Origin of the sequence: Sphaerospermopsis sp. LEGE 08334, assembly GCF_015207205.1 — a bacterium.
Taxonomy (GTDB): domain Bacteria; phylum Cyanobacteriota; class Cyanobacteriia; order Cyanobacteriales; family Nostocaceae; genus Sphaerospermopsis.
The window spans coordinates 1-26,174 of record NZ_JADEXH010000061.1 but is presented as its reverse complement, the minus strand read 5'-3'; the positions used below and the strand labels follow the sequence as shown (position 1 = coordinate 26,174).

Genomic DNA, 26,174 nt, shown 5'->3' with positions numbered 1-26,174 from the left:
TATAGACGGGGATGGAGACCTGGATGCGGTGGTGGGAGAAGGTTTCGGTACCCTGAAATACTACAACAACACAGAAGTTCCTGTTACCCCCAGCTACACAGAACAAACAGGAACAGCCAACCCCTTCGATGGCAGCATTGATGTGGGGAATCGCAGCACCCCCACCTTTGCCGATATAGACGGGGATGGCGACCTGGATGCGGTGGTGGGAGAATGGGATGGTTTCCTGAATTACTACAAAAACACAGGCACAGCCACCAACCCCATCTACACCGAACAAACAGGAACAGCCAACCCCTTCAATGGCATTAATGTGGGGGATTACAGCACCCCCACCTTTGCCGATATAGACGGGGATGGCGACCTGGATGCGGTGGTGGGAGATTGGGATGGTTTCCTGAGTTACTACAAAAACACAGGTACAGCCACCAACCCCATCTACACAGAACAAACAGGAACAGCCAACCCCTTCGATGGCATTAATGTGGGGAGTTCCAGCACCCCCACCTTTGCCGATATAGACGGGGATGGAGACCTGGATGCGGTGGTGGGAGAATGTTTCGGTAGCCTGAATTACTACAAAAACACAGGAACAGCCACCAACCCCGTCTACACAGAACAAACAGGAACAGCCAACCCCTTCAATGGCATTGATGTGGGGTATGCCAGCACCCCCACCTTTGCCGATATAGACGGGGATGGAGACCTGGATGCGGTGGTGGGAGAATTTGAAGGTATCCTGAATTACTACAAAAACACAGGTACAGCCACCAACCCCATCTACACAGAACAAACAGGAACAGCCAACCCCTTCGATGGCATTAATGTGGGGAATTCCAGCACCCCCACCTTAGCCGATATAGACGGGGATGGAGACCTGGATGCGGTGGTGGGAGTAAATGACGGTACCCTGAAATACTTCACAGCTAACTTTAACCAAACTCCTACCAACCTCACACTCTCCAGTACCACATTTGCGGAAAACCAAATTATTGGTACGGTAATTGGTAATTTCACCACTACAGACCCAGATACAGGAAACACATTTACCTATAGTTTAGTTAGCGGCACAGGAGACACTGATAACAGTTCCTTCACCATTGCTGGAAATGAACTGAAAACCAATGCTGCATTTAACTATGAAACCAAAAACAGTTACAGCATTAGAGTCAGAACCACAGACCAGGGTGGGTTATCCTTTGAGAAAGAATTAACCATTGGTGTCAGCAACGTTAACGAAGCCCCAGTTATTACCAGTGCTAACACCACCACCTTTGCCGAAAACGGTACAGGCACAGTTTACACCACCACCGCTACAGATGTAGATGCAGATACAACCCTCACCTACAGTTTATCCGGTACTGATGCTAACCTCTTTGACATCAACAACGGCGTTGTCACCTTCAAAACCGCTCCTAACTTTGAAGCACCTACCGATAGCGGTGCAAACAACGTTTATGACATCAACGTTATCGCTAGTGATGGTACATTAACCGCCACACAAGCTGTAGCTATTACCGTCAGCAACGTTGACGAAGCCCCAGTTATTACCAGTGCTGCTACCGCCACCTTTGCCGAAAACGGCACAGGCACAGTTTACACCGCCACCGCTACAGATGTAGATGCAGGTACAACCCTCACCTACAGTTTATCTGGTACTGATAGTAACCTCTTTAACATCACCAACGGCACTGTCACCTTCAAAACCGCTCCTAACTTTGAAGCACCTAGTGACAACGGTGGAAACAACGTTTATGACATCAACGTTATCGCTAGTGATGGTACATTAAACACCACACAAGCCGTAGCTATTACCGTCAGCAACGTTGACGAAAGCCAACTAGACCTGATTTTAACAGGAAGTGCGAACATTAACGGCACTGGAAACAGCCTCAATAATGCTATCTTAGGTAACAGTGGTAATAATGTTCTCAACGGCGGTGCTGGTGCTGATAGCCTTTTTGGTGGTGCTGGTAATGATACCTTAATGGGTGGTATTGGTGCTGACACCATGACTGGAGGAACTGATAATGATTGGTACTGGGTTGATAATGCTGGTGACAGTGTGATAGAATATGCCAATGAAGGTACAGATAAAGTTTTCACCACCATCAATTACACACTCACTGACAATGTAGAAGACCTGGCTTTACAAGAAATAGCTGGCAATATTAATGGTACAGGTAATACCCTGAATAATACCATTACAGATAATACCAAAGATAACATTCTCGATGGTGCTGCTGGTAATGATATTATCAGAGCTTCTAGAGGAAATGATACCTTAATTGGTGGACTAGGTGCGGATACATTAACAGGAGGTTTAGATAATGACAGGTTTGTTTATACCAACTTAACCGATTCCTTATTAGGTGGAATTGATAGCATCAAGGATTTTAATAATGATACAGAGAGTGACAGTTTTGTAGTTAACACTGCTCGGTCTGTGTTTAATAATGTAGGTGTAGTTAGCGGACTCAATGCCACAGCCATTGGTAGTAAATTAACTACTACTAATTTTGGTGCTAATGCGGCTGCACTATTTACCATAGGGTCAAAGAGCTATGTAGCTATTAATGATGGAACTGCTGGTTTTGATGCTCTTAGTGATGCCATTGTGGACATCACGGGATACAAGGGTACTTTATCTACCAGTAGTTTTGTGGTTGTTTAAGATACCGAAGTTCTCTAATAAGTCCGGTATCTGGTTGGTAAAAAGTCCCCTATACTTGCCAGTGAGAGTGGGGTAAAATGATAAAATAGACATCTGCGGAAAAGATGTAGGGACAATTCATGAATTGTCCCTACCAAGAGTTTCAGATGATGCATATTTAATTTTCGGAGAAACCCTTTACCTGTAAAGTTTTCAGATTTATTCAGCAAGCCCTAACTATCACTAAAATATATGACAATCCACGTATCCAAAACTCAGTTTTGATGTTTGAAAAATATGAAAAATATGAAAAGAACAATTGCGAAAATTCTGCCCTTATTGTGTGGGTTTACCCTTGGTTTTACTCCTATGGTAGCCTACGGTCAATTATCTGTCTTCCCTTTAACGATTCAACGTCAAGCAGAATCAGGACAAGCTAGGGGAGTGATTAACATTTTTAATAATTCTAATAAATCCTATCGAGCTAGAGTTTCCTTGTCACCCTTCACTTATAATCGAGAAGGACTGCAAGTTTTAACAACTAGTCCCAACGACTTAACACCCTATTTAACATTTTCTCCCCGTGAATTAGTGATTGCAGCGGGACAAAAACGTTCAATTCGGTTTAATGCTAGGTTACTTCCTAGTTTACCCCAGGGAGAATATAGAGCTATGTTTTCTGTGGAAGAACTTGAAGATAATAGTTCTAATTCAGACGCTAATGCAGAAAATCAGGTTTCTATTTCTGTCAATATAGCAGCAACAATATATGTAATTAATGGTAATTTTGTTCCCAAACTGGGAGTAGAAAAAGCATTTTACGATGGAAATAAAAAGCAGATTAGATTATTAGTTAATAATACAGGTGAAGCTACAACTCGCGCTAAAACTGAGTGGAATTTAAGTCAAAATGGAAAAATAGTTAATTCTGGTAAAGTAGAAGAAACTACTATGATTGCTAAAGGTGAAAGGTATATTCAAATATCCTATCCTCCCCAAGGAAAAACCTTGACACCTGGTAATTACCAACTGTCAGGAAAACTATATTGGAATGCTAAAAAGGCAGAAAATTTACCGTTTAATTTTAATTTCACTGTATCCCCACAAGATATAATAAAATAAACAAAACCCACCCAAGTTATTAGAAACTAACTGCTCAAAAACTCCTGGTCTTTTAATTTTTGTGATCCCTGTTTTTTTACTTATTAATTCCTATGAACAAGCTGCTTTAACTTTATATGAACAGATTGTTAATCATGCTATTAATGAAGTTAAATTTCTCTCATCTTCCCCTGAACTAGAAAGTAATCAAACACCAACTTTTAGTTCTTCTTTGACAGAACTTAGACAAAACACAAGGCAAGTAGGGGTAATTCATGAATTACCCCTACAGAATAATAAGGGTTTGAGTCCAATCTTGCATAAGTTGTATACATCTCAAAATTATATTAATAATTTAACTAATAAAATTAGTCAATCTCCTGATTCTTCTAACAAAAAATCAGAAGAAAAATCACCCCAATTTGTTGTATTACCAGTAGGAATTAATATTGGTAAGCGCAATATTTTAGAATCTGCTTTTGTCAGGGGTTATGAAGATGGAGCAAAAGCGGTTAATTTTAGTGATTGGTTAGTGACATTTAAAGATGTAACTACAGCATTAAATTTAACTGTCACTAATTTACCTGATGGACAAATAGAAATAACTGGAGTGGGTTTAATTAAACGCATTAACCCCAATGAATTAACTACAGATCCCGAATTAGGGACAGTGATATCTATTGCTAAAATTGAGGAATTATTAGGAGTTAAATCACAATTTGATATCGTAGATTATTCAATTATATTTGAGCCTCCTTGGTTAAATTCACAAGGTAAAAAAAATCGTATTTTAGAACCTCCAGTAATATTAGAAGGTTTACCCGTTGTTAAATCTTCTGATTTGACATTTTCCAATTTTGCACAACAAGTTAATATTAATGGGAGTGATAATAGTAATCAATTAACTACCCAAGGAAATTTAACAACCATTGGAACAATCTTAGGAGGAAGTTGGTTATTAAAAATTAATCAACCAGATTTACTGGATAATACAACTTGGAAAATTCAAGAAGCACAATATTTTAAACCTGGTGAGTTTAACGATTATATTATCGGTTCTCAACCCACTTTTTGGCAAAGTCAAGGTAGGGGAGATTATTGGGGTTTTACTACTATTAAAAGATTTGGTTTTAAACCAGATAATCTTAATGGTAACACTTATTTTCCGGCTCAACGTTTACAAAGTAATACTATTAATCGGATTATTGAAGGAGCAGCAAAACCGGGAACTTTAGTACAATTAGTTTCTGGTGGTAATAATACCATTTGGGGACAGGTATTAGTTGATTCTACAGGAGTTTATCGTTTTGATAATATTCCTGTTGGTAGTAATGGGGGAAATTATCGAGTTTTATTATATGCAAATGGACAGTTAGCAAGTACCCCTATTGAACAACAACCAATATTTTTAAATCTTCCTGGACAGTTAACTAAAGGTACATCAAGTTTAATTGTATCCGGTGGTTTGAGTAGACAAACAACAAGTAATGAATTATTTGGTGATTTAACTGATATTCGCGGAGGAGTTGGTTATCGTTATGGTGTTTCTGATGCTTTAACTTTGGGTGCTGGTATTGTTTATGATCGAAGTTTATTAGGTTTATTTGATATATTTTATCAACCTAATAATTTTCCCTTGAAATTAGCAGTATCAGCTTTACAAACACCGGATAAATTTAAGTATAATGCTAATATTGAATTTAGACCTTCTCCTAAATTAAGTCTAAATTTATCTAGTAATGAACTATTTGAAAGTTTTAATTTTAACTGGAATGTAGCTAAAGGTTTAAATATTAGCAGTAGTGGTAACAATAACAATGATATTATTAATGTGGGTTTTAATCTTAATCAAAATTTTGGCAATATATTTACTTATTCCACTTTAAAAATAGATAATAAAGGACAATTAGATTTATTGTCTAACGCTCGTTGGTGGAAATTTAACGTATCAACTAGATCAAATTCTACTGGTTTAGGATTACAGTTAAATTATGATGGTGATATTTTTAATTCCCCAGGAAATGAGTCTTTAACTTTAGGTTATGAAACTAATAATTTTAAGAATCTAAATAATGATTTACTCACCTTAAAATGGAAATATCAATCACCATATAGTCAAACTAAACAACGTTCTATATGGGATTTTGATTTAGGTTATGGTATGGGTTCTCAAGGTAATGGTTTTTTAGCTTCTGTTTCTACTGTTGTTATTCCTGGTTTGTCTTTACGTTTACGTTATGATGGTGTTTCTTTAACTTCTGATAGTGCTTCTTATCGGATTGAAATTGGTTCAGCAGTTAATTTTAGTCCTATTTTTAGCCCTGGAGATACAAGATTTGAACGTTTACGCACTGAGGGAGGAATTTTTATTCAGTCATTTTTAGATAAGAATAATAATGGTATTAGAGATAATAATGAAGAGATTTATACTGAAGATACAGAATTATTATTAATGTTGAATAATAAAAAGCTCAATTTTAACAATTCAAATATTACAAAACAAGGTGTATTTATCAGACTTGAACCTGGTATTTATCGTCTAGATTTAGATCCTGCGGGATATCCTCTCGATTATAAACCTACTCAAGTTTCTTCTGCAATAGAAGTAGTTGCAGGTAGTTATACAAATGTTTCCATACCTTTTATTGCTTCCTATACTTTAGCGGGAACTGTGACAGACTCCCAAGGAAAACCTATTGCTGGTGCTAGAGTTGAAGCAATTAATTCTAATAATAAATCATCAGTTTATTCTATTACAAATAGTGCAGGTGTTTTCTATTTAGAACAATTACCATTAGGAACATATCAATTAATAATTAATGGTAAACCTGCTGAACCTAATACAGTGACAATAAATGCAGATGATTCCAGGTTAAAAGAATTAAATTTGAAGTTACCTTAAATTAACTTGATATACAATAATTAATATAGGTTGTAGAGGTTTAGCAATGCTAAACCCCTACGAAAGAAGTATGTGGGGAAAAATTAAGTAATTTATTGAATAAACAACCCCTATATTCTGGAGGTATTAAACGTTCAGAAGTCATGCGTCGTTGTTATCGCACACCCGGACAAATTCTTACTGCTGCTCATGCAATGGGAATGGGTTTATTACGTCCTGAAGGAATGTTAACAGGAATTACAAATAAAGAAGATTGGCATAGAATTGGTTATGAAGTCAAAGGAGATTTTCGCCGAGTTGGTAAACCAATTACTATTACTAGAAAACCTGAATTTTCACCAAACCCTATTCCTGAACTGTGGGGAGAACCGGTTTTAGAATTTGAAACTTTCTCTTCCCGTGAAGCGGAAATGACAGCTTTATCTGTTTTAACCGACTATTTTTATTTTATTTCTCTGTGTTCTCTGTGTCTGGAGTGGTTCGTTATTCTTTATTTTCTCGTTTTCATACGGAATAAATTCCGACCTGATCCGACCTGAATATCCGACTTTTCCGACTTTCACACAGCAGAAAATGGTAGTAACTTTAAATAGGAGTAGCAAATACGTACTCTAGTCAATAATCAAACCCATTAAACAAACATTAGAGCAACTAGCAAAAATGCTTGAGAAATTTATCCAGTTAAATAATTCACAATTTGGCATCGGTAAACGTCTAACTAATGAAAGGATAAAAAACCTACTCTTGATATTAACAGTGAAAAATCTTCGTCGTCTTGCTTTAGTTGGTGGTGTTGCTGCTCTCAGTGCTGTTGCTTTTAGCCCCAAAGCCCAAGCTCAAACTGCTGAAGTTGATTTTAATGGTACTATCCCAACGACTTGCACCTTTACTGGAACTACAAGTGGTTCCTTAGCTTCTAGCCTCTCAAAAGATTTGGTAGAGGCTAGTAATGGCAGTGTATCAGGTTTCAATCTGGGTACTGCAGGTGCAACAAGTCTTACTTGTAATGCTAGTGCTTCGGTAAGTATATCAGCTCCCGTGAAGGTGTCAGCACCTGATAATTTTTCTGATGCGGATAGGCAAGCTTTGCTTTACGATCCAGCAGGCAATTCCGTGATCACAAGCAATTTCATTGGCGATAGTAACTTATGGCCAGGCTATCCTACTACTCCTGGCACCATTAATTCTAGCACAACTTATAATTTTAAGATCGCTATGAATGCTGGGGACATAGGTGCGGATGGTAATGTTGTGCCTGGAACCTATAGCTATAAAGTTACTGTTACCGCTACTCCTAACTAGAACAGAGTCCATAAAAAGCCTAATTTATGAATAAAAGTAGGATTTTCAAAAACTCCCTTTAGTTATCTTGTTTTTTGCAAGGATTGGATACCTGGATTTAAGCTCCAATCCTTGTTTTATGATATTTCACATTTTTCTCTTTGATAAAAATTAAGTATGAAAATTCCTTCTAAGCAACTAATTCTATACTCCTTGAGTAGTGTTTTCTTATCTACCTTTTTATTATGGGGAAATGCTGCTAAAGCTGATATTGCTATTTCTCCCTTGGTAATTGAAACCGAAGTTAAACGGGGACAAGCACAAGGAACAATTACGGTAACAAATGGAGATGCTAAAGAGTTTCGCGCCCGTGTTTATAGTCTACCTTTTACCTATGATGTAGAAACAGGATTTAAACTTGTTGATTCCAGTCCTTTAGATTTAACTCCCTATTTGCAATTTTCACCACGAGAACTGCAAATCCCTGGTTCAGATAATCGTCGGATTCGTTTTATTGTGAGGTTTCCTCCCAGTTTACCTGATGGTGAATATCGGGCGATGTTGTTCACAGAAAATTTGGAAGCGACTATTCAGGAAGAACAAGGTGCAAATAATAGTGTCATTTTAAAAACAGCAATTGTTCCCAGAGTGGGAGTAGCTGTTTATGTTCGCAAAGGCAATATTTCCCATAATTTGAGTGTGGTGAATTCTAGATATAATGCTAAATCTCAGCAACTTCAACTCCTAGTTAAGAATACTGGCAAAGCTAGTGCAATTCTTCAGGGAGAATGGAATATTAAAAAGGGAGATAAACAAATTTATAGTGGTAGAAGTATGGATACAACAGTAATTACTGAAGGACAAAGATATCTGGCTATTGATTATTCTACTGCTGCTAATAAAATTCAATTAGAACCGGGAGAATATCAACTTTCTGGTAGTTTAGGATGGGGTGTCAACCGGACTAATAAAATTCCTTTTAGTGTCAAATTTATTGTTCCCTAAAATTTTATTAATAAAGGCGATTTTTAATTGTAAATATACAGATAAAAACCCGCCTTTTCTTCTTAATTTTGCATAGTTTAATATTGCGGTTAAATATTAATAATTATCTAAAAATACTTTGCTTTTTCAATTTATTTAGTTGTAGTTTTTTTGATAAAAATACTTTAATTTTAGCAGCAGAAGTACCTAATCAAATTTCTTCAAATGAGGAAATTAGCGAAAAGCAAATACTCATAAAAACTCAGCTTAAAAATATTTCACAACCGGAATATTTTGTAGATGAAAAATTGCCGATTTTTTTAACTCAAACAAATTCAACACCACTAAAAGATGATAATTTCACAACTTCTATTATTGGTTTAAATGTCGGAAAACGCAATGTTAGAGATGGGGTGTTAGTGCGGGGTAAAGTTACAGATAAAGAAGCGATTAATTTTGAAAATTGGTTAATTCCTTATGATGATGTTTTACAAGCATTAAAGTTTAGTTCTAAAAGAATATCAGAACATGAAGTTGAGTTACGCTCTTATTTTAAAGTTATTCGTTTTGATACTAATAAACTGCATAATGATCCAGAATTAGGATTAGTGGTTTCCACCAAAGAAATTAAAGATATTTTTGGCATCGAATCTAAATTTGATTGGCGGGAATATGCTATTGTTTTTGATGTTCCTGAAGTAAAACCTACTAATAGTAACAATATCGAAAAAAAGCCTGTTATATTAACGGGAATGCCAAAAATTTCTAGTCCAAATTTCACATTGAGTATGGTGGAACAAAGGGCTAATTTGAGTGGTACAAGCACTTCAGATTTAAAAAATCAAGGTACTTTATCAGCTGTGGGGACAATCTTTGATAGTAGTTGGTTTGTGCGGCTAAATCAAAGTGATGTCACAGATAGCAAAACTTGGCAATTATCAGAATTACAAATACTCAAGCAAACAGATAATAGCGATTATTATCTAGGTTCACAACCAACTTTTTGGCCGAGTCAAAGTGGGGGTGATTTTTGGGGATTTACTACTATTCAACGTCAAGGTTTTACTCCCTTTCCTGCTTATGGAAGTGGTGGTGCAACCCCTAGTCAAAGATTACAACCAGAGCGGATTTCTGGAACAGTGACAGGCCGTGCTACACCGGGAACTTTAGCACGTCTTGTTAAAGGTTTTTATAACCCTGATGTAATTGCCGAACAGTTAGTTGATGCTTCAGGAAATTACCGATTTGATAATATTCCTGTGGGTAGACAAATAGGCACAAATTATCAAGTTTTATTATATCCTGGTGGTGTTCTCACTACTCAACCTCAAGTTCAAGATGCTCGTTTTAATTTATTACCTGAACAACTGTCTGTAGGAACATCAGCATTAATTGTTTCTGGAGGATGGAAACGAAGTTTAAATAATAATGATTTTCTGGGAGAGTTTACCCAATTTAGTGGAGGAATAAGTCAAAGATGGGGATTAACAAAGGATTTAACTGTAGGTTTCGGTGGTGTATTTGACTCATCTTTTCAAGGATTAACAGAGATTTTTTATCAGCCGCAAAAGTCTCCTTTCCGAGTTACCGTTTCTGGTTTAATGGGAGATAATATTCAGCTTAATACCAATCTAATTTGGGATGGTTCTCCTAATGTTTATGCTACATTAAGTAATGATTTAAAATCTACTCGCTATACTCTTGATTTCAAGATATCAAATCAATTTAGATTTTATAGTAGTGGAGATTTAGGCAAAGATAAAAATTTTGGTTTAGACTATTCTTCTAGTAGTGGTAATTCTTCTACTTCTGCTCTAGTGAATGTTGATACAAATGCTCGATTAAGCTGGAGTTTAAATCAAACTTTGGGAAAATTGTCTTTTAATCATCGTGGTAATCAGACTAGCACTTCTTCCCAACTATCATATTTATTTAATCCTTATCAGTCTTTAATTTTTAACTATGAAACGCTCAGTTTTTCTCAAAATGCTAATTTGCTAACTGCATATTGGCGTTATACTTCTCCTATGCAAACTAGATACGGTGAGAATTTTTTGCAAGGTGAGTTAGGTTATAGAATTGGTTCTTCAGGAACAGGATTTTATGGAACGCTGGGAACAACTATTTTACCAGGTATTTTGTTACAGGGACGTTATGAAGGAATTTCTTTAAATTCTGATCAAAGTAGTTTGAGTATTCAACTTGTTTCTAGTTTAGGTTTTCAACAGGGGATAATTCCAGGTGATAGACAAATCCAACGTTTCCGTACTGAAGGAGGTTTATTAATTATTCCATTTTTAGATCGTAATATTAATGGAAAACAGGATAATAATGAAGAAATATATAATGATAATTCAGAGTTTTTAATTGTTAATAATGAAGTTGTGAAACCTTCGCAACTTGAGATTAAAAAGGATAGATTTATCATGCGCGTTTCTCCTGGAACTTATCGTGTAGACTTAGAACCTGCTGGTTTTCCTCCTGACTTCCAACCTGCAATTAGTACCTTTGCTGTGAAAGTAGTGGAGGGAAGTTATACACCTATTCTTATTCCCCTGCAACCTTCCTATACTTTAGCTGGTACTGTGACAGACTCCCAAGGAAAACCTATTGCTGGTGCTAGAGTTGAAGCAATTAATTCTAATAATAAATCATCAGTTTATTCTATTACAAATAGTGCAGGTGTTTTCTATTTAGAACAATTACCATTAGGAACATATCAATTAAGCGTTAATGGTAAACCCTCTGAACCTAATACAATTACTATTAAACCGGATGATCCAACTTTAAAGGAATTAAATTTGAAGTTACTTAAATTACCATAGTTTACTTTAGTAAACTTTGGCTATTAGCCTGGAAATGAATTTCCAGGCGGGCGTGGAAGCTAATTTTTAAAACATACTATCAGGATCTACACCTAAAGCTCTCAATCTTTCTGCTAATAATTGAGCGCGTTGTTCAGCATTTTCAGCCCGTTTTTTTTCCTGTAATGCTTTTTCATCACCAGTCATTAACACATTACCATCGTGATCACACCAACGTAACCAAGTGTCATTTCTCCCTTCAAATTCTCCCTCCCACAAAGTTACACCTAAACCAATTTCTTCTAACCAATGATCTGTAGTTTCTACATATCTTCTAGCTTTGAGATTATAAACTGTTAAAACTTTATCTCCCAAGTGTAAATGAGGATCATAAACAACATAATGATAAACCCGCATTTTTTCATAAATTTGTAGCTTTTTACCTAGTTCCTCACCTTCTTGGTTAGAAACTATTTCTATCGCTACTTCTGGAACTTTACCAAACTTCCAAACTAGATAACAACGGTTTTGTTTTTCCCACCAATTTTGAGGAGTTTGGACATCAAAACTCACAAAAACATCAGGAACTATAGCGGGTTCACCATAGGTATGGTAAACTCCAACATTAGCTTCAGCTAAAAACACTTGGTTCTCTAAAGAACTGTATAAAGAACCGACTAATAAACGTTGTTGTTTGGCAGATGCAAGATTATCCACTGGTGTATCATCTTCTGTAATTAGTAGGTTGGCATCCGGTATATCACAATTATCAATATCCTTGATTAAAACTTGCTCAACCATAGTTTTCTCTACTTTATCCACTACTTGAGAATGGAGTTTTTAACACCATATATTTTAACATAACACAATACAAATTTAGTGAACGTTTAAAAGAACAAGTTTCTTCATTTTTGAAGGAATAATCATAAAATTTCTATATTTTCCTCGTTCCCATACTCTGTATGGGAATGAAATTTAAAAGTTTCTACCTTTTGTTTAGGGGGAGTCAGAGACCCCTGATAGCATTCCCAGTCTGGAGACTAGGAACGAGGTAATTCAAGTGAATATTTTCATGAACTACTAAATAGTTAAACTGTCCTTTCTTGTTGTAGAGGAGTAAAATTTACATCTTCATAAATTGCTGTCATTTTTCCTGTAAAATTGATAGTTTGTAATTGAAATGATGTTTCTTCTCCTACATAAGATTGTAAAATCCAAAGTCCTTCTTCATTGCGTCTAAAACATTCTATTCTAGGTTTTTTCGTATTAATTAAAACGTATTCTTGTAAAGTTTCCAATATTTGATAATCTGCAAATTTATCACCTCTATCAAATCCTTCCGTAGAATTAGATAAAACTTCAATTATTAAACAAGGAAATCTTTTATAACCTGGAGTTTCTTGATCTCGTGCATCACAAGTTACCATGACATCAGGATAGTAAAATCTGTTTAAAGATTCTATTCTCGCTTTCATATCCGCAATATATACCCGACAACCAGAACCCCGAACATGATTACGCAGTAAGGAGAATATATTCCCCGCTATAGTAACATGAGGATCAGATGCGCCCGCCATTGCATAAATATATCCATCAATATATTCATGTTTAACTGCGCTGTTTTCTTCCATTGCTAAATATTCTGCTGGTGTGATGTAAAAATCAGGAGAAGCAATCATATTTTATATCCTCAATATTTTGCGGTTTATGGTTGTTAATGAGAGTTTTATCCTTTATGTACTATAGAAATTTTACCGTGATCGCAGAATTAACTATGATATTTTTAGACTTTTTTGGGTTACTTTACTTTACACAGGTAATAATAAGGTTGTAGTGAGTAAAGACTTGTGCAAACTCGGATAGTTCCACTGACAGTTAAAAAATCACTAATACGATTTGCGATTGCACATACTGGAATTATTATTACTGTATAGTAGTTATTATTAGAATTAGTAATTAACTATGCTATTTATTGGCATAATTAAGCGAAACATTTTATTTTACAAAACCTAAACTGTTAATGTCGGAAATTGGACAAGGGAGGAAAACCGTACAAAATCAGATTCTCTTGGTAACAAGAACAGTCCGTCAAAATACCATTGTGCGTATCAAATCTTCCTTGTCTACTTTCCCTCCTTGTCTACCTAGTCCTCCCTTCACAGATAATATTAAAAACCTACCCCTGTGAGGTGGGGTGTGGAGAGATGAAGAGGAAAGAGAAGTTAATAACCCAATCACCAATCACCAATCACCAATCACCAATCACCAATCACCTATTCTCCTTTATTTGCCGCCCGATTAGCACGCGCTTCGGCTGAAGTCATTACTTCTGCCATATTTTCTACAACTTCACCGGGGTAGTTTTCTAATACTCTAGTAGAAATAGCGACTCGACCTTTACCTTCATCTAAGTCAATAATTACAGCTTTAACTTGCTGACCTATTTGAAAGACTTTTTCTAAAGAGTCAATAAATTTTTGGCTGACTTGTTTAATATGTAGTAAGGCGCTAACACCATCTAAATCTACAAATACACCAAAAGGTTTGATACCGGTAACTTTGCCTTCTACTAATTGACCAATTTCTAATAAACTGAAATTGCTAGAACGAGCGGCTAAACGTTGGGAAAGGATGAGTTTTTTGTTATTGCGGTCTACTTCTAAAAAGCCAACGGTGAGAGTTTGACCTTTAAGTGCTTCTAAGTTATCACGTTCGGCTAGGTGCGATCGCGGAATAAAACCCCGTAGAGAAAGAACTTCAACGTTAACACCACCTTTATTGACACCGATTACCCGCACTGGTACTGTTTGGGAACTTTCCTGCATTTGGGCTAATTTTTCCCAAATGTGCTGAATTTCCAACTGCTTGCGAGAAAGAGTAACTTGACCTTCCGCATCTTGTTCCCGGATAATCAAAAACTCTAGTTCCTCATTCATCGGTAACACTTCCGATAAATCAGTTACTGCTCTCAACGAAGCCTCATCGCGGGGTAGAAAAGCAGACGACTTACCACCAACATCAACATAAGCACCATCATGGTCAAGTTGAAACACCTTACCATGTACAACCTGTCCTTTTTGAAATTGGTAATCGTGTTTTTCCAGTGCTTTGGCAAAATCGTCCATTGAAAAAGACGAGTTGGCTGTTTGAGAAAGTTTTGATTCGGAATTCATGTTTTTTGAAGATTAATTGTTATGAAAAAGTGGTAATTGGTAATGGGTAATTGGTAATTGGTAATTGGTAATGGGTAATTGGTAATGGGTAATTGGTAATGGGTAATTGGGAAGAATAAACTTTTGCCTCTTGCCTCTTGCCTTCTTACTGTCACCTGTCACCTGTCACCTGTCACCTGTCACCTGTCACCTGTCACCTGTCACCTGTCATCCTAGAACATTGGCAAAAAGTTGTTGAACTTGTTGCCAAGCATCAGCCGCAGCTATAGGATTATAACTACCACGGCGATCGCAGAAAAATCCGTGATCAGATCCATCGTAGCGAAACACGCCATGAGAAATGTTGTGTTTTTGTAACGCTGCTTCAATTTCGTTTACCTGTTCTTTGGGTATACTGGCATCATCCATCCCAAAAAAGGCGTAAACAGTCCCGGAAATTTCTGGAGTGCGGGTAATAGTAGGGTTGCCGCCTCCAGGGGTGCGGGTGGTGATCCCAGCACCGTAAAATGAAGCAGTAGCTTGAATATCAGGGAGGGTAGCAGCTAGGTAGGCGACATGACCACCAAAACAAAAGCCAATACAACCAAAACCCTCTTTTTTGACATTGGGCTGAGTTTTGAGATAATTAATAGCGGCTTGAATATCGCTCAACAGTTGTGAAGCTGTGGTTTGTTCCCAGGCGTATTTTCTACCGATTTCTATGTCTTCAGGAGTATAACCCGTTTCAAAACCCGGTGCTTGGCGTTGAAAAAGAGCAGGTGCGATCGCCACATACCCCAGTTTAGCAATCCGTTCTGTCACGTCCCGAATATGCTCATTAATTCCAAAAATTTCCTGTAAAACCACAATTCCGGCGTAAATACCTGGTGATGTTGGTTTTGCTAAATAAGCATCAATTTGACAATCATTTTGAGAAAGTTTAACTTTTGTAGAGTCTATTGTTTGCTCTGTCATAATAATTTTCATCAAAATTATCTGATCCGATAAATTCAAAATAAATCATATATTTAACAGGTAGTAGACACAAACAGTTAAGTGCAGCTACCAATCATCAGGAGAATTGTTAATGATTCAATTCCGAATTCAGCCAGACAGCGAAATCCCCGCATCCAGCCAACTATTTAATCAAATTCGCTTTGCGATCGCCTCTGGTCAGTATCCACCCGGTTATAAATTACCCAGCACCAGGGCGTTAGCCATGCAAACTGGATTACATCGTAACACTATTAGTAAAGTTTACCGCCAGTTGGAAGACGAAGGATTTGTCGAAAGTCTAGCAGGTTCAGGAATTTATGTCCGCGCTCAAGGCCATGAGGGTGGTGGTAGGTTACAATCTCCCATTCTGAAACAATACCCCGAAGCATACAAAACAGTCCAAAAAACACTGGATGAATTACTTAATCAAGGTTGTTCCCTCAATCAAGCACGGGAGCTATTTTTAGCGGAAGTTGACTGGCGTTTGCGTTGTAGTGCCAGAGTTTTGATAGTAGTACCATTACAGGATCTTGGTGCTGGGGAATTAATGGTAGATGAATTAGAAGAATCCCTAGAAATTCCCGTCCAGTTGGTAACAACAGAAGAATTAGGCGCAGTCTTAGAACAAACCACATCGGCCACATTAGTCACCAGTCGTTATTTTATCGGCGAAGTAGAAGCGATCGCTGGACCCAAAGCAGTCCGCGTTATTCCCCTAGATATTCATGACTATAGTAAAGAACTCAATGTAGTTAAAAGCCTTCCCAAATCTAGCTGTATTGGTATAGTTAGCCTCAGTCCTGGTATTCTCAGAGCCACAGAAGTCATCCTGCACGGTTTACGGGGGGATGAACTATTAGTTATGACTGCTCAACCCAAGGATGCTTATAAACTAAACGCCATAGTTAAACGCTGCGAAATCATATTTTGTACAGATCCAGTGAGTTACTCAACAACACAAGCAGCAATGCAAACAGTCTCAGATGATCTAATTCGTCCACCTAAACTCATTCGTTGTGAAAACTACATCGGTTCTCAATCAATTAATTTACTGCAAAGAGAACTCGGTTTAATGTGATGGGGCAGGAGTTTTTTATTTTGGATTTTGGATTTTGGATTTTGGATTTTGGATTGTTTTTATCAACCCCAATCTAAAATCTAAAATCTAAAATCTAAAATTTTCTGCCCAATGACTAATCACAAAATAACCCCAACGAGCAAATTATTTGCGCTTCCTGTTGTCCATCTTCAGGATGGATAATACACAAAGAATTATTATCTCTTAAAGATACAATCATTGTCGCTAATTGTTCATCATTAATCCCACTTTTTAACTGCCGATTTAATTTAACAACCGTCGTTTCTTTCAAAGGATAATGATATATCTCCTGCACCGCTTTTTTTAAAGTCTGCCAATCTTCTCCTAAAGTAAATAACGGTGTTTTTGCTTCCGTTTTTTTAATATAATTATCTAAACGGTAATAAGTTCGATATCTAGCACTCTTAGAACTTCCTAATTGTCCTCCAGATGTTTTTTGCTGTTCTAACAGTAAATCAGCCCCTTGAGCGACAATTTCATGGTGTTGGGGATGTCTTTTTAAGGGGGGTGTATCCCGGTTACATCTCGCCATTCTCAAGATTCTCATTTGCGACTGAGTAACACTTTTTCCTTCCTTATTTATCCACGCTAACGCATCCGTACCTTCAGCAGTTCGCAGGTACATTAACACCCCTTGAGGATCTAAATTTGTACCTTCATGGTAACGAGTAGAATAAATTACATTGGGCAGATTTTTAATGATTTTCTCTAAACTTGGATCAGCATCTATAGCATTTTTCCAAATTTGAAAAGCTTCCGAAGTTAAATCAACTTCTCCATCATCTACTTCATCCAAAATACCAGATTTTTCATGATAAAGATCCAGTATTTCTTGATAGGAAAAACCATCTTCAAAAAATGCCTCATCTGTACCCACTACACTAGCATTTTCTACTAATCTTTCTGTCAGTCTCCCCCTTAAATTAATTAATTTTTCCACACCCTCCGCAGGTAAAAAAGAATAACAGAGAATTTCTGATGCTTTTTGGCCTATTCTATCAACCCTTCCTGCTCTTTGAATTAAGCGAATAATTGCCCAAGGTAAGTCATAATTAATAATAATCCGACAATCTTGTAAATTTTGACCTTCACTTAAAACATCCGTAGCAATTAAAATTCTAATTTCCTGTTCCGGGTTTATATTTTGTTGATTACTTTGGGGACTAAAACGATATACTAAAGATGTCGGATCATTTACCTTACCCGTAACTAAAGCAGTTTGGGAAATACGCGCTTTTCCTAGACATTCCTGTAAATAACGCGCTGTATCTGCAAACTGAGTAAAAATCAAGATTTTCTCATCAGGATGAATTTCTGTGAGTAACTTTTGCAAAGTTTGAAATTTTTGATCTTGATGAAAATTCCATTCTCCACAGTTATTTAAACAGTTATTTAATAACTTTAACAATGCTTTAGCATCTTCCAAAAGATGTTTTTTCAACTCAGACTTAAACAACCGATAATTTAACCATTTAAAACGTTTTTGATATCTGCTTTGGTAAAGTTCATAAATAACCTTTGCTTGACGTTTATATTCTGCTTCTTTACTGGTTAAACTAGCAAAATTTACCTCATCATTTTCTTCATCATGCTGATCATCATTGTCATCATCAGCTATTTCCACATCTAAATGGGTAGAATTAATATTATCCGCATCTTCATCATTATTTGCAGTCTCTAAAAATTCCGCATCCTGTGTACCAATGGGAATATCTAATTTATTTTCTAACGCATGAATATAAACATAATTTCTTAAAATGTGACGTTCTAAAGATTCTAAAAAAGCATTACCGCTACTTTCTAATCTTTTAAACAAATTCGTGCGACAAAAACCCATTAACCGTCTTCCCCCACGGGATAAACCATTTAAAATTTGTTGTTCCGTTGCTGTGGGAGGTTGTTTATATTTATCTAAAGTGTAATTTCCTAAACCATAACGGGGTAAAGATAGAGAATTGATAATTTCTACCACTTCACTAGAGTATAATTTCCCATAGTCATCATCATTATTAATAGTAAAAGTGGCAGTTTTAGGAATGCGGGTAGGAAAATAAGAACGAGATCCATCAGGAAATTGTAAATATTTTCTGCCATCTATTTCATCAGTTGCGGCATAATTATTTTTAATGAAACTGCGTGTTCTTCTCAGCATATAACGATTCATTAATAATTGCCAATCTTCTGAATATTCGCTTTTTTCAAATGCTGCTAAAGTTCTCACTTCTGTTTGTGGATATTTACGTTTAAATTCATTTTCATTCCCCAATTCTCTGATTAAATTTTCTGGTTTAATACCTAAATCTTTAGATTCAGGAATAAACAACCGTAACTGTGATGATAAATCTAAATTACTTTTATTATAGGGAGTAGCAGTTAATAAAATACAACGACTTCCGCTTTGTTCAATATATTCTTTAATTGCTGCATAACGTTGTCCATCTCTATTTCTTAAATTATGACTTTCATCTATTAATACTAACCGAAAACGGGCGGGAATTGTCGGTAATATTTTGGTAACTTGACTAATAGGAACTACCTTAGCTGCTAAACCATATTCATCTTTATATTTTTCCCACATATTTACGAGATTTTTGGGACAAATAATCACGGTACTAATACCCAGTTCATCCTCAATAATTTTGGCAATTGCTGTTCCTACTAAAGTTTTTCCTAATCCTACCACATCCCCAATCATTACACCACCACGACGGTTAACATAATGGGCAGCAATTTGTACTGCTGCTGCTTGAAATGGGAATAATTGAAAATCATAGGGTATTGCATATTGACTTAAACCATCTCGCGCTTCTTGAGATAGATGATAAGCCATTTTTAGATAAACATAATAGGGTAAAATTAGCTTTTCTGTTGCCCAACTTTCATCTATAATTTTTATTAATTCATCGGAAATATCTAAACAAAATCTATCTTCCCATCTGTCATTAAACCAAGTTTGTAATTTAGTGGTTGCATCATGATCTAATATATCAACGTTTAATTCTCCTTGGTAAGATAAACCAGAAAAGGTTAAATTACTACTTCCTAAAAAACCAATAGCAGGTAAATTATGATAATTTTGGGGAATTAAATAAAGTTTAGCGTGGAGGGGATGACGGAGATATAATTTAACTACTACTTTTTTAGTTTGCAATTGGGTTTTTAGTCTTTTTAAACCCCATTCATCATCATTACTGGGTTTACCTAAAGTTAATTGTTGACTAAATTCCTGTACTATGCGTTTTTTCAGGTTAATTGTATCACTTTGGGATATGGGTTTGCGGGATATTCCTAAACCTAAAACTTGGGTAAGTTCATCTTTAGGTAATTTTTGCATTCCAATTAATAAGCGACAACAATTATTTTCACCTCCGGTAAATTGTTCTATTTCCTCTTCTATTAATTTCCATCCCCGCAGGTTGAAATAACCTACACAAAAATCCGCTTTATGTGCATTCTTTAAACTTTCTTTGAGGGTGGTTAATAGTTGTTCGTTGATGTTATCAAAAATGCGTGGCATAGTTTTGTTATTGTATTATAGATTTTATTGATTGTCTGAATGAGGATATCCAGGATTTTAGGATTTTTAGGATGGGATAGATTAAATATTATTGTCAATTTCATTAAATTGTTGAGTATTCGCTAAAAATTCTGTTTCATCTTCTTCTTCCCATGTTCCTGCAAGATAATCTAAATCATGATAAGAATGAGAGACACTATTGATATAAAAATCTTCGGGTGCTTGAATTTTTATCTCTTTCAACTTAGATAATATCCCCTTTTTTTCACTTGTATGTTTAGTTAATTCAACAGCAGCTTCTAGTATGTCATCTTCAGTTTCTAGTGTATTCAACCATTCACTATCAAATTGTTTGGTAATTTTTTCAGTAATAATTTGATATTGTTGATCTAAAAAACTGCGATTAATAGATATGCTTGCTGTGATTTGATTGTGATTTATCTTTCTAAGTTCTTGAATTATTTGATATAGATAATATAAATTCTCTTCCGGTAATTGATCAATTTCTGCTATAATCAATTCTTTAATAGTCATGGTTTTTACTCCTATTACTAATTTTGATATTATAACATATTTTCTGTTAATTACTGTTAATTATTTGTAGGTTGGTTTGTTCGCGTTAGCGTTGCGAAGCATGGTACGAAACCCAACAAAACAAATGGATTGAATTTTTACTAAAAATGGGCATTTTCTGGGGGATGTTCCAACAGTTCAAATAATAAAGATGGATATTGTTGGAATAGTTTATAAAAGATTGTATCTCGACGCATAATATAGTTAACGTAAATGATTATAACTTTATTTTACCATTATTGCCAGTCAAATGATATAATAATTAATATAAGATATGATCTCTCTTACTCCCAGGAGTATTCTATAATGACTCAATCTTTAACCCCACAGATTAACCCAGAAATTAGCAACCGTAAACCTAGTCCTGATGATTTTGAAAAACCTGCTATTCCCGATTTAACAAATGTGATTATTGATGATGGTGAACCAGTGGATAATTTAATTTCTGAAAAACAACAACGTTTGCTAGTTTCTTCTCTTTATAGTTCTTTTAATGTTGATCAACCATTTTTAGCTACTGCTAATGTAGGTTTATTTTATGCAGCTAATAAACCTCCCCTTGTTCCTGATATCATGTTAAGTTTAGAAGTTACTTTACCAGAAGATTGGTCAGAGAAAAAAGATCAATCTTATTTTACTTGGAATTTTGGTAAATCTCCAGAAATAGTTATTGAAATAGTTTCTAATAAGGTGGGAAATGAATTAGGAACTAAATTAAAAGATTATTCTCAAGCGAGAGTAGGTTATTATGTGGTTTTTGATCCTTTCTATTATTTAGGAAAACAAAATCTTTATATCTATCAATCAAAAGGTGTTAATTATCAATTAATATCTACTAATTGGTTAGAAGAACTAGGTTTAGGTTTAACTATTTGGGAAGGAGAATTTGAAGGAAAAAACTATCAATGGTTAAGATGGTGTGATGAAAAAGGACAACTTCTATTACTAGGAGATGAAAAAGTAGCACTTGAAAAACAACGTGCTGATGAAGAAAAACAACGTGCAGATCAAGAACGAAAAAGGGTAGAATATTTAGAGGAAATTTTGCGATCGCAAGGAATCAACTTTTAATATAAGATCAATTATAGTTAATTGTAGGTTGGGTTGTTCGCGTTAGCGTTGCGAAGCAATGGTACGAAACCCAACATTTAAAAACTTTGTTTAAGTTGGGTTTAACTTCGTTCAACCCAACCTACCTATTTAATGTTTATATTATAACATATTTTCTGTTAATTGTTTGTAGGTTGGGTTGAGGTAAGAAACCCCACAAATGCGTATTTATTCAAGAAGTCGGGAATCTTTAACAATAACTATAATATAGTAAGATAATGGTAGTAATTACAGGTGAGTAAATATGATAGCCCAAGAAATAATGGCAAAAATTGATGAAAATGGTAATATCTCTTTAGAAACTCCTTTAATAGTTAATAAACCAAGTCGGGTTAAATTAATTGTTTTATTTATTGAAGATGAATTAGATGAAGATGATGAATCAAAAGAATCTGTTTTAGAAGGTTTGAAAATCTCTGATTAATTGTCTGAATCAGGATGTCCAGGATTTTAGGATTTTCAGGATGAAAATAGCAGTTTTTTAATACTATTATCAAAGTCCATTCAATTTCATAAATTTGGAAAGGTGTTGATATTTTAGGGGTTTAGTATTCTAAAACTCTACGTTTTCCTAAACCCCAACCTTGACGTTATTTAACCATCTCCCGATAAGCGTTTAATGCTGCGGTTTTTACCTCTTCTGCAACTATGGGAAATGTACTCAATATATGACTAAATTCGGTTTCTGTTAATCCATATAAATGGGCAATTATTCCATCTAATTCCGCGCGGATTTTTCCCCTTTCTCTCTCTTCTGTAACTCCGTTTTTATGACTTTCTAATCCTACTTCTTTCGCTAATTCATCATATTCTGGTGTGGTACATATTAGTTTTGCTGCACGTTCTACTATTTCGTTAAAATATTCGTCTTTTTCTGTTATTCTGGGTACGGGAGTTTGGTAAATAAAGAACATTGTTAAATTTGCCGTTACTTGTTGACGCAAAGTAAAATCAAAACAAAAACTATTTAATAAAGAACATATTATTAAAAGATATTTATTATTTTGATAAGGTAATGAAACATTTAATGAATGTCCACAATAAATATTTTTTGGTAATATTGAACCTATAAAAGTTCTTGAATCTGTATTTCTAGCAATTGCGCGATAAGCAAACCGATAATACTGATAATCTAAAACTTGTCCTTTATCAACACCATTTTTACCCAATACCGCTTTTCTTCCTTCTTCCTCGTCTATCCAGTATCGAGGTTCAGCAAACTTATGATTAAATTGATGAATCATTTTACCTTCATATAAAGGTAATCTTCCCTTTCCTGGTTCAGTTTTAAACAAATAACTATCATTAGTCATGTGAAATTCAGCAGTTAACTTTAAATTCCACTTATCCTGAATTTCCTCCCCCAATAAAGGAAACCGACTCATTTTTTCAGCTATTAAAATATCTATATCAGTTTTAAACTCCATTATAGAAATAGAATCAGGAGATAACTGTTTAATTAAATCCACAGACATATTAATACAATCATCACCGGGAAAACTCCTTAACTCCTCCACATCATGACGCATAAACCGCGCAGGAAAAGATAAAGTTTGCTTACCATTTTCAAAAGTCAAAATTACAAACTTAAAACTTTTGTGTACACCTTCAAAAATACCCTTTTTATTTTCAAAACAAAATAAACCAGTAATATTAGTTTGAGAAAATAACATTTCTCGTAATTGCTTAGTACCCAAATCAGTATAAATACCGCTAGGAATAACTAAACCACATTCTCCATTTTCAGAAAGCAAATTAACACATTGTTCCACAAACAACTTGTATAAATTAATATCAGTTCCTTGTTTTTTCCCATTTACCACAGAAATCTGATTTTTATATTGTTCCGCACTGCGATAATATAAACTTACATGGGGATATTGACTTTGATATTTTAACCAAGCATCAGCAACTTCAGGATTTTCTAACAACTGCTTTTGTTGTTTTTCAAAAGTCTTAATATCCATCTTATTCTTAGTCACCAAATCGCTAAATTCTGCGAAAAATTCCTTAGCTTGAGGTTTAAAAATCTCCCAAGGAGGATTACCCAAAATAATATCAAAACCACCCCTAGCAATAATTTGATCAAAATGATAACCCCAATGAAAAGGTTTTAACCCTTCCATATCCGCAATATTCAAAAGTCGTTTCACAGGTTTACCCTTTAACTGTACCTCCTCATACTTAATCTTTAAATTGCCAAACTCATCTAACAACAACTGATTTAACTTAACCAAAGATTCACGATTAACACGATTAATATTTTCCCTTAAAAATTCTAACCTGTCTTCCTGTTCCGTACCTTCCAAATCTGCAACAATAAAAGCGTGTTCCTTATACTTCCTAATACTTGCGTTTTTCTCCTGTAAAATAGCTTGATAATTGTCAGAATTTAATTGTTGTAAAATATTACCTTGTTTAGATTCTCCCACATTATCAAAACGACTTTCATCAACCCGAATCAAACCAATTAAAGAATTACCTGACATAATGTTAAAATCAACATTAGGTAAAGGTTCTAAATCATCAACAGTTTTCGCAGAAGCAACCAAACTTAAAAACAAACGTAACTTAGCAATTTCCACCGCTTCCTCCATGATATCCACACCATAGAGATTGTCAGTAATTACCCGTTTTTTGATGTAATAATCCACCGAAGGATGATCATTTTTAATCTTAGTTAATCTTGCTTTATTTTCCTCATTTCCTGAAACTTCAATAAAATCAAAAATAGCAGTATAAATCTTAATCAAATGTTGTAAAGCAGCAACCAAAAACGCACCACTACCACAAGCAGGATCTAAAATTGATAGGTTGGGTAAAATATCATCTAATAATTGCTGACATAATTGATTATTGAGATTTTCCAAAACCTGAACATTACCAATTTTCTCACTAATAAACTTATTAATAGTACGTTCACAAAGATAATTAGTAATTTCCGGTTTAGTATAATAAGCGCCGAACTCTTTTTGGTTAATATACTTCTCAAAAATATACCCCAAAACATCAGGGTTAATTTCATCATCCTTACCACTTGGTGTATCATCTAAATGCCAAGTATAACCGGAAAACAGTTTAAAAATATCCTCAAAACCAGCATCACTAATAGTAATTTTACCCTGATATTTTTCCTCAATTTGATGAGGTAAAAACAAACCACCATTAATATATTTAATCTTACCAATCAAAACCGGAGTTTCTGACTTTCTAAACTTTTCCGCTTTCCCAAAACCATCAAAAAACAAAGTTGTTAAAAACTCTGAATAATATAAATCCTTACCTTGACTTTGACTAACCTTTAACTTATCTTGTAAATAATTAGTATTACCATCATCCAAAAAACCCTTTTTCTGGAGAAAATAAATAAACATCAAGCGGTTTAAAATTACCGACGCATACCAATTAGCATCTTTAATATTATCTATTCCCAGAATAAAAGTAACAAATTTCCGATGTTCTAATTGAAAATCATCAAAAAACTTTTTAGTAACTTTCTCAATATCAAAAGCTTTTTGAGTACGTTGAGTAACATCTGTTAAAGTTAAATTTTCTTCCTCAGCAAAATCAATAAATAACGCCTCTAATTTTTGAGTTAATAACTCTCCCGACTGAGTAACATTAAAAGTAGTTTCTTTAACTTTAGTTTTAGTTGCAGATTCTCTTTTTACCCATTGCCAAACTTGTTTAGATTGATTTTCGTCAGTATAAATAATTAAATGTTCTTGATTATAACTTGTAACTTCTGTATCAATCTTTTTTCTAGTTTTAGCATTAGGTAAAATCCAGAAGTGTTGAATGTTAAGAAATCTGTGATAAAAATAGCCCAAAATATATTAAAATTTGAGCAAGCTATATCAAAATATTGATTTGATCATGATTATAAATTCATTTCCCAAGATTGTCAAAGACATCCTCAAATCCTTGCCAAAAAATGATTATCCGGTTTTGAACACCCGTCTTTACGTTGAGTGTTGGTTAGGTTATGCCTTGGATAATAGT

Annotated in this window: 17 protein-coding genes and 3 pseudogenes; 11 read left to right on the top strand and 9 right to left on the bottom strand. The window is 35.0% G+C overall.

The window, feature by feature from the left end:
* From IQ237_RS23720 to IQ237_RS23690, 7 genes and pseudogenes are all read left to right on the top strand, one after another.
* Positions 1–2,674 (top strand): FG-GAP-like repeat-containing protein (locus IQ237_RS23720; RefSeq protein WP_194059564.1); only part of this gene is annotated, 2,674 nt, incomplete at its 5' end.
* Between the two features lie 285 nt (positions 2,675–2,959).
* A complete protein-coding gene (locus tag IQ237_RS23715) occupies positions 2,960–3,775 on the top strand; it encodes a P pilus assembly protein, chaperone PapD (RefSeq protein ID WP_194059562.1) in 816 nt (271 codons plus the stop codon).
* Positions 3,776–3,836: 61 nt separating this feature from the next.
* Positions 3,837–6,656 carry a carboxypeptidase-like regulatory domain-containing protein gene (locus IQ237_RS26945; RefSeq protein WP_194059561.1) on the top strand — a complete coding sequence of 940 codons (2,820 nt, stop codon included), beginning with the start codon at positions 3,837–3,839 and terminating at the stop codon, positions 6,654–6,656.
* A gap of 62 nt (positions 6,657–6,718) precedes the next feature.
* Positions 6,719–7,081, top strand: a pseudogene (locus IQ237_RS23705) (DNA/RNA helicase); the annotation flags it as partial.
* A gap of 331 nt (positions 7,082–7,412) precedes the next feature.
* Positions 7,413–7,958, top strand: coding sequence for a hypothetical protein (locus tag IQ237_RS23700; protein WP_194059559.1), 546 nt, complete (start codon positions 7,413–7,415; stop codon positions 7,956–7,958).
* A 156-nt stretch (positions 7,959–8,114) separates the two neighbouring features.
* Positions 8,115–8,942 carry a hypothetical protein gene (locus IQ237_RS23695; RefSeq protein WP_194059557.1) on the top strand — a complete coding sequence of 276 codons (828 nt, stop codon included), beginning with the start codon at positions 8,115–8,117 and terminating at the stop codon, positions 8,940–8,942.
* Positions 8,943–9,010: 68 nt separating this feature from the next.
* Positions 9,011–11,746, top strand: coding sequence for a carboxypeptidase-like regulatory domain-containing protein (locus tag IQ237_RS23690; protein ID WP_194059556.1), 2,736 nt, complete (start codon positions 9,011–9,013; stop codon positions 11,744–11,746).
* A 66-nt stretch (positions 11,747–11,812) separates the two neighbouring features.
* Here the strand turns inward: IQ237_RS23690 and IQ237_RS23685 are convergent, their stop codons facing one another.
* The 5 genes from IQ237_RS23685 to IQ237_RS23665 all read right to left on the bottom strand — a co-directional run bounded on the left by IQ237_RS23685 (position 11,813) and on the right by IQ237_RS23665 (position 15,852).
* Entirely contained in the window at positions 11,813–12,526 is a 714-nt protein-coding gene (locus tag IQ237_RS23685) for a Uma2 family endonuclease (protein ID WP_194059554.1), read from the bottom strand.
* Positions 12,527–12,813: 287 nt separating this feature from the next.
* Complete coding sequence (locus IQ237_RS23680) at positions 12,814–13,404, bottom strand: Uma2 family endonuclease (protein ID WP_194059553.1); 591 nt, start codon at positions 13,402–13,404, stop codon at positions 12,814–12,816.
* Positions 13,405–13,998: 594 nt separating this feature from the next.
* The gene (locus tag IQ237_RS23675) at positions 13,999–14,898 is read right to left on the bottom strand and encodes a S1 RNA-binding domain-containing protein (RefSeq protein ID WP_194059550.1); all 900 of its coding nucleotides are present in this window, start codon (positions 14,896–14,898) and stop codon (positions 13,999–14,001) included.
* A 12-nt stretch (positions 14,899–14,910) separates the two neighbouring features.
* Positions 14,911–15,060: a hypothetical protein gene (locus IQ237_RS23670; RefSeq protein ID WP_194059548.1), complete on the bottom strand. Its 150-nt coding sequence runs from the start codon at positions 15,058–15,060 to the stop codon at positions 14,911–14,913.
* A 45-nt stretch (positions 15,061–15,105) separates the two neighbouring features.
* Entirely contained in the window at positions 15,106–15,852 is a 747-nt protein-coding gene (locus tag IQ237_RS23665) for a dienelactone hydrolase family protein (protein WP_194059546.1), read from the bottom strand.
* A 112-nt stretch (positions 15,853–15,964) separates the two neighbouring features.
* On the opposite strand from IQ237_RS23665, the gene IQ237_RS23660 reads away from it, so the two are divergent.
* Positions 15,965–16,951 carry a GntR family transcriptional regulator gene (locus tag IQ237_RS23660; RefSeq protein ID WP_194059544.1) on the top strand — a complete coding sequence of 329 codons (987 nt, stop codon included), beginning with the start codon at positions 15,965–15,967 and terminating at the stop codon, positions 16,949–16,951.
* Between the two features lie 115 nt (positions 16,952–17,066).
* Here IQ237_RS23660 and IQ237_RS23655 read toward each other — a convergent pair whose 3' ends face one another.
* From IQ237_RS23655 to IQ237_RS23645, 3 genes and pseudogenes are all read right to left on the bottom strand, one after another.
* Positions 17,067–20,489, bottom strand: a complete 3,423-nt coding sequence (locus tag IQ237_RS23655) for a helicase-related protein (protein ID WP_194059542.1) — start codon at positions 20,487–20,489, stop codon at positions 17,067–17,069.
* Between the two features lie 81 nt (positions 20,490–20,570).
* Positions 20,571–21,023, bottom strand: a complete 453-nt coding sequence (locus IQ237_RS23650) for a hypothetical protein (protein WP_194059568.1) — start codon at positions 21,021–21,023, stop codon at positions 20,571–20,573.
* A gap of 149 nt (positions 21,024–21,172) precedes the next feature.
* Positions 21,173–21,259, bottom strand: a pseudogene (locus tag IQ237_RS23645) (DUF2887 domain-containing protein); the annotation flags it as partial.
* Between the two features lie 109 nt (positions 21,260–21,368).
* Here IQ237_RS23645 and IQ237_RS23640 point away from each other — a divergent pair.
* Both IQ237_RS23640 and IQ237_RS23635 read left to right on the top strand, forming a co-directional pair.
* A complete protein-coding gene (locus tag IQ237_RS23640) occupies positions 21,369–22,133 on the top strand; it encodes a Uma2 family endonuclease (protein WP_194059540.1) in 765 nt (254 codons plus the stop codon).
* Between the two features lie 283 nt (positions 22,134–22,416).
* A complete protein-coding gene (locus IQ237_RS23635; protein ID WP_194059538.1) occupies positions 22,417–22,596 on the top strand; it encodes a hypothetical protein in 180 nt (59 codons plus the stop codon).
* 166 nt (positions 22,597–22,762) lie between these two features.
* Here the strand turns inward: IQ237_RS23635 and IQ237_RS23630 are convergent, their stop codons facing one another.
* Complete coding sequence (locus tag IQ237_RS23630; RefSeq protein ID WP_228020676.1) at positions 22,763–26,002, bottom strand: Eco57I restriction-modification methylase domain-containing protein; 3,240 nt, start codon at positions 26,000–26,002, stop codon at positions 22,763–22,765.
* A 46-nt stretch (positions 26,003–26,048) separates the two neighbouring features.
* Between IQ237_RS23630 and IQ237_RS23625 the strand changes: the two are divergent.
* Positions 26,049–26,174: pseudogene (locus IQ237_RS23625) on the top strand (IS4 family transposase); the annotation flags it as partial.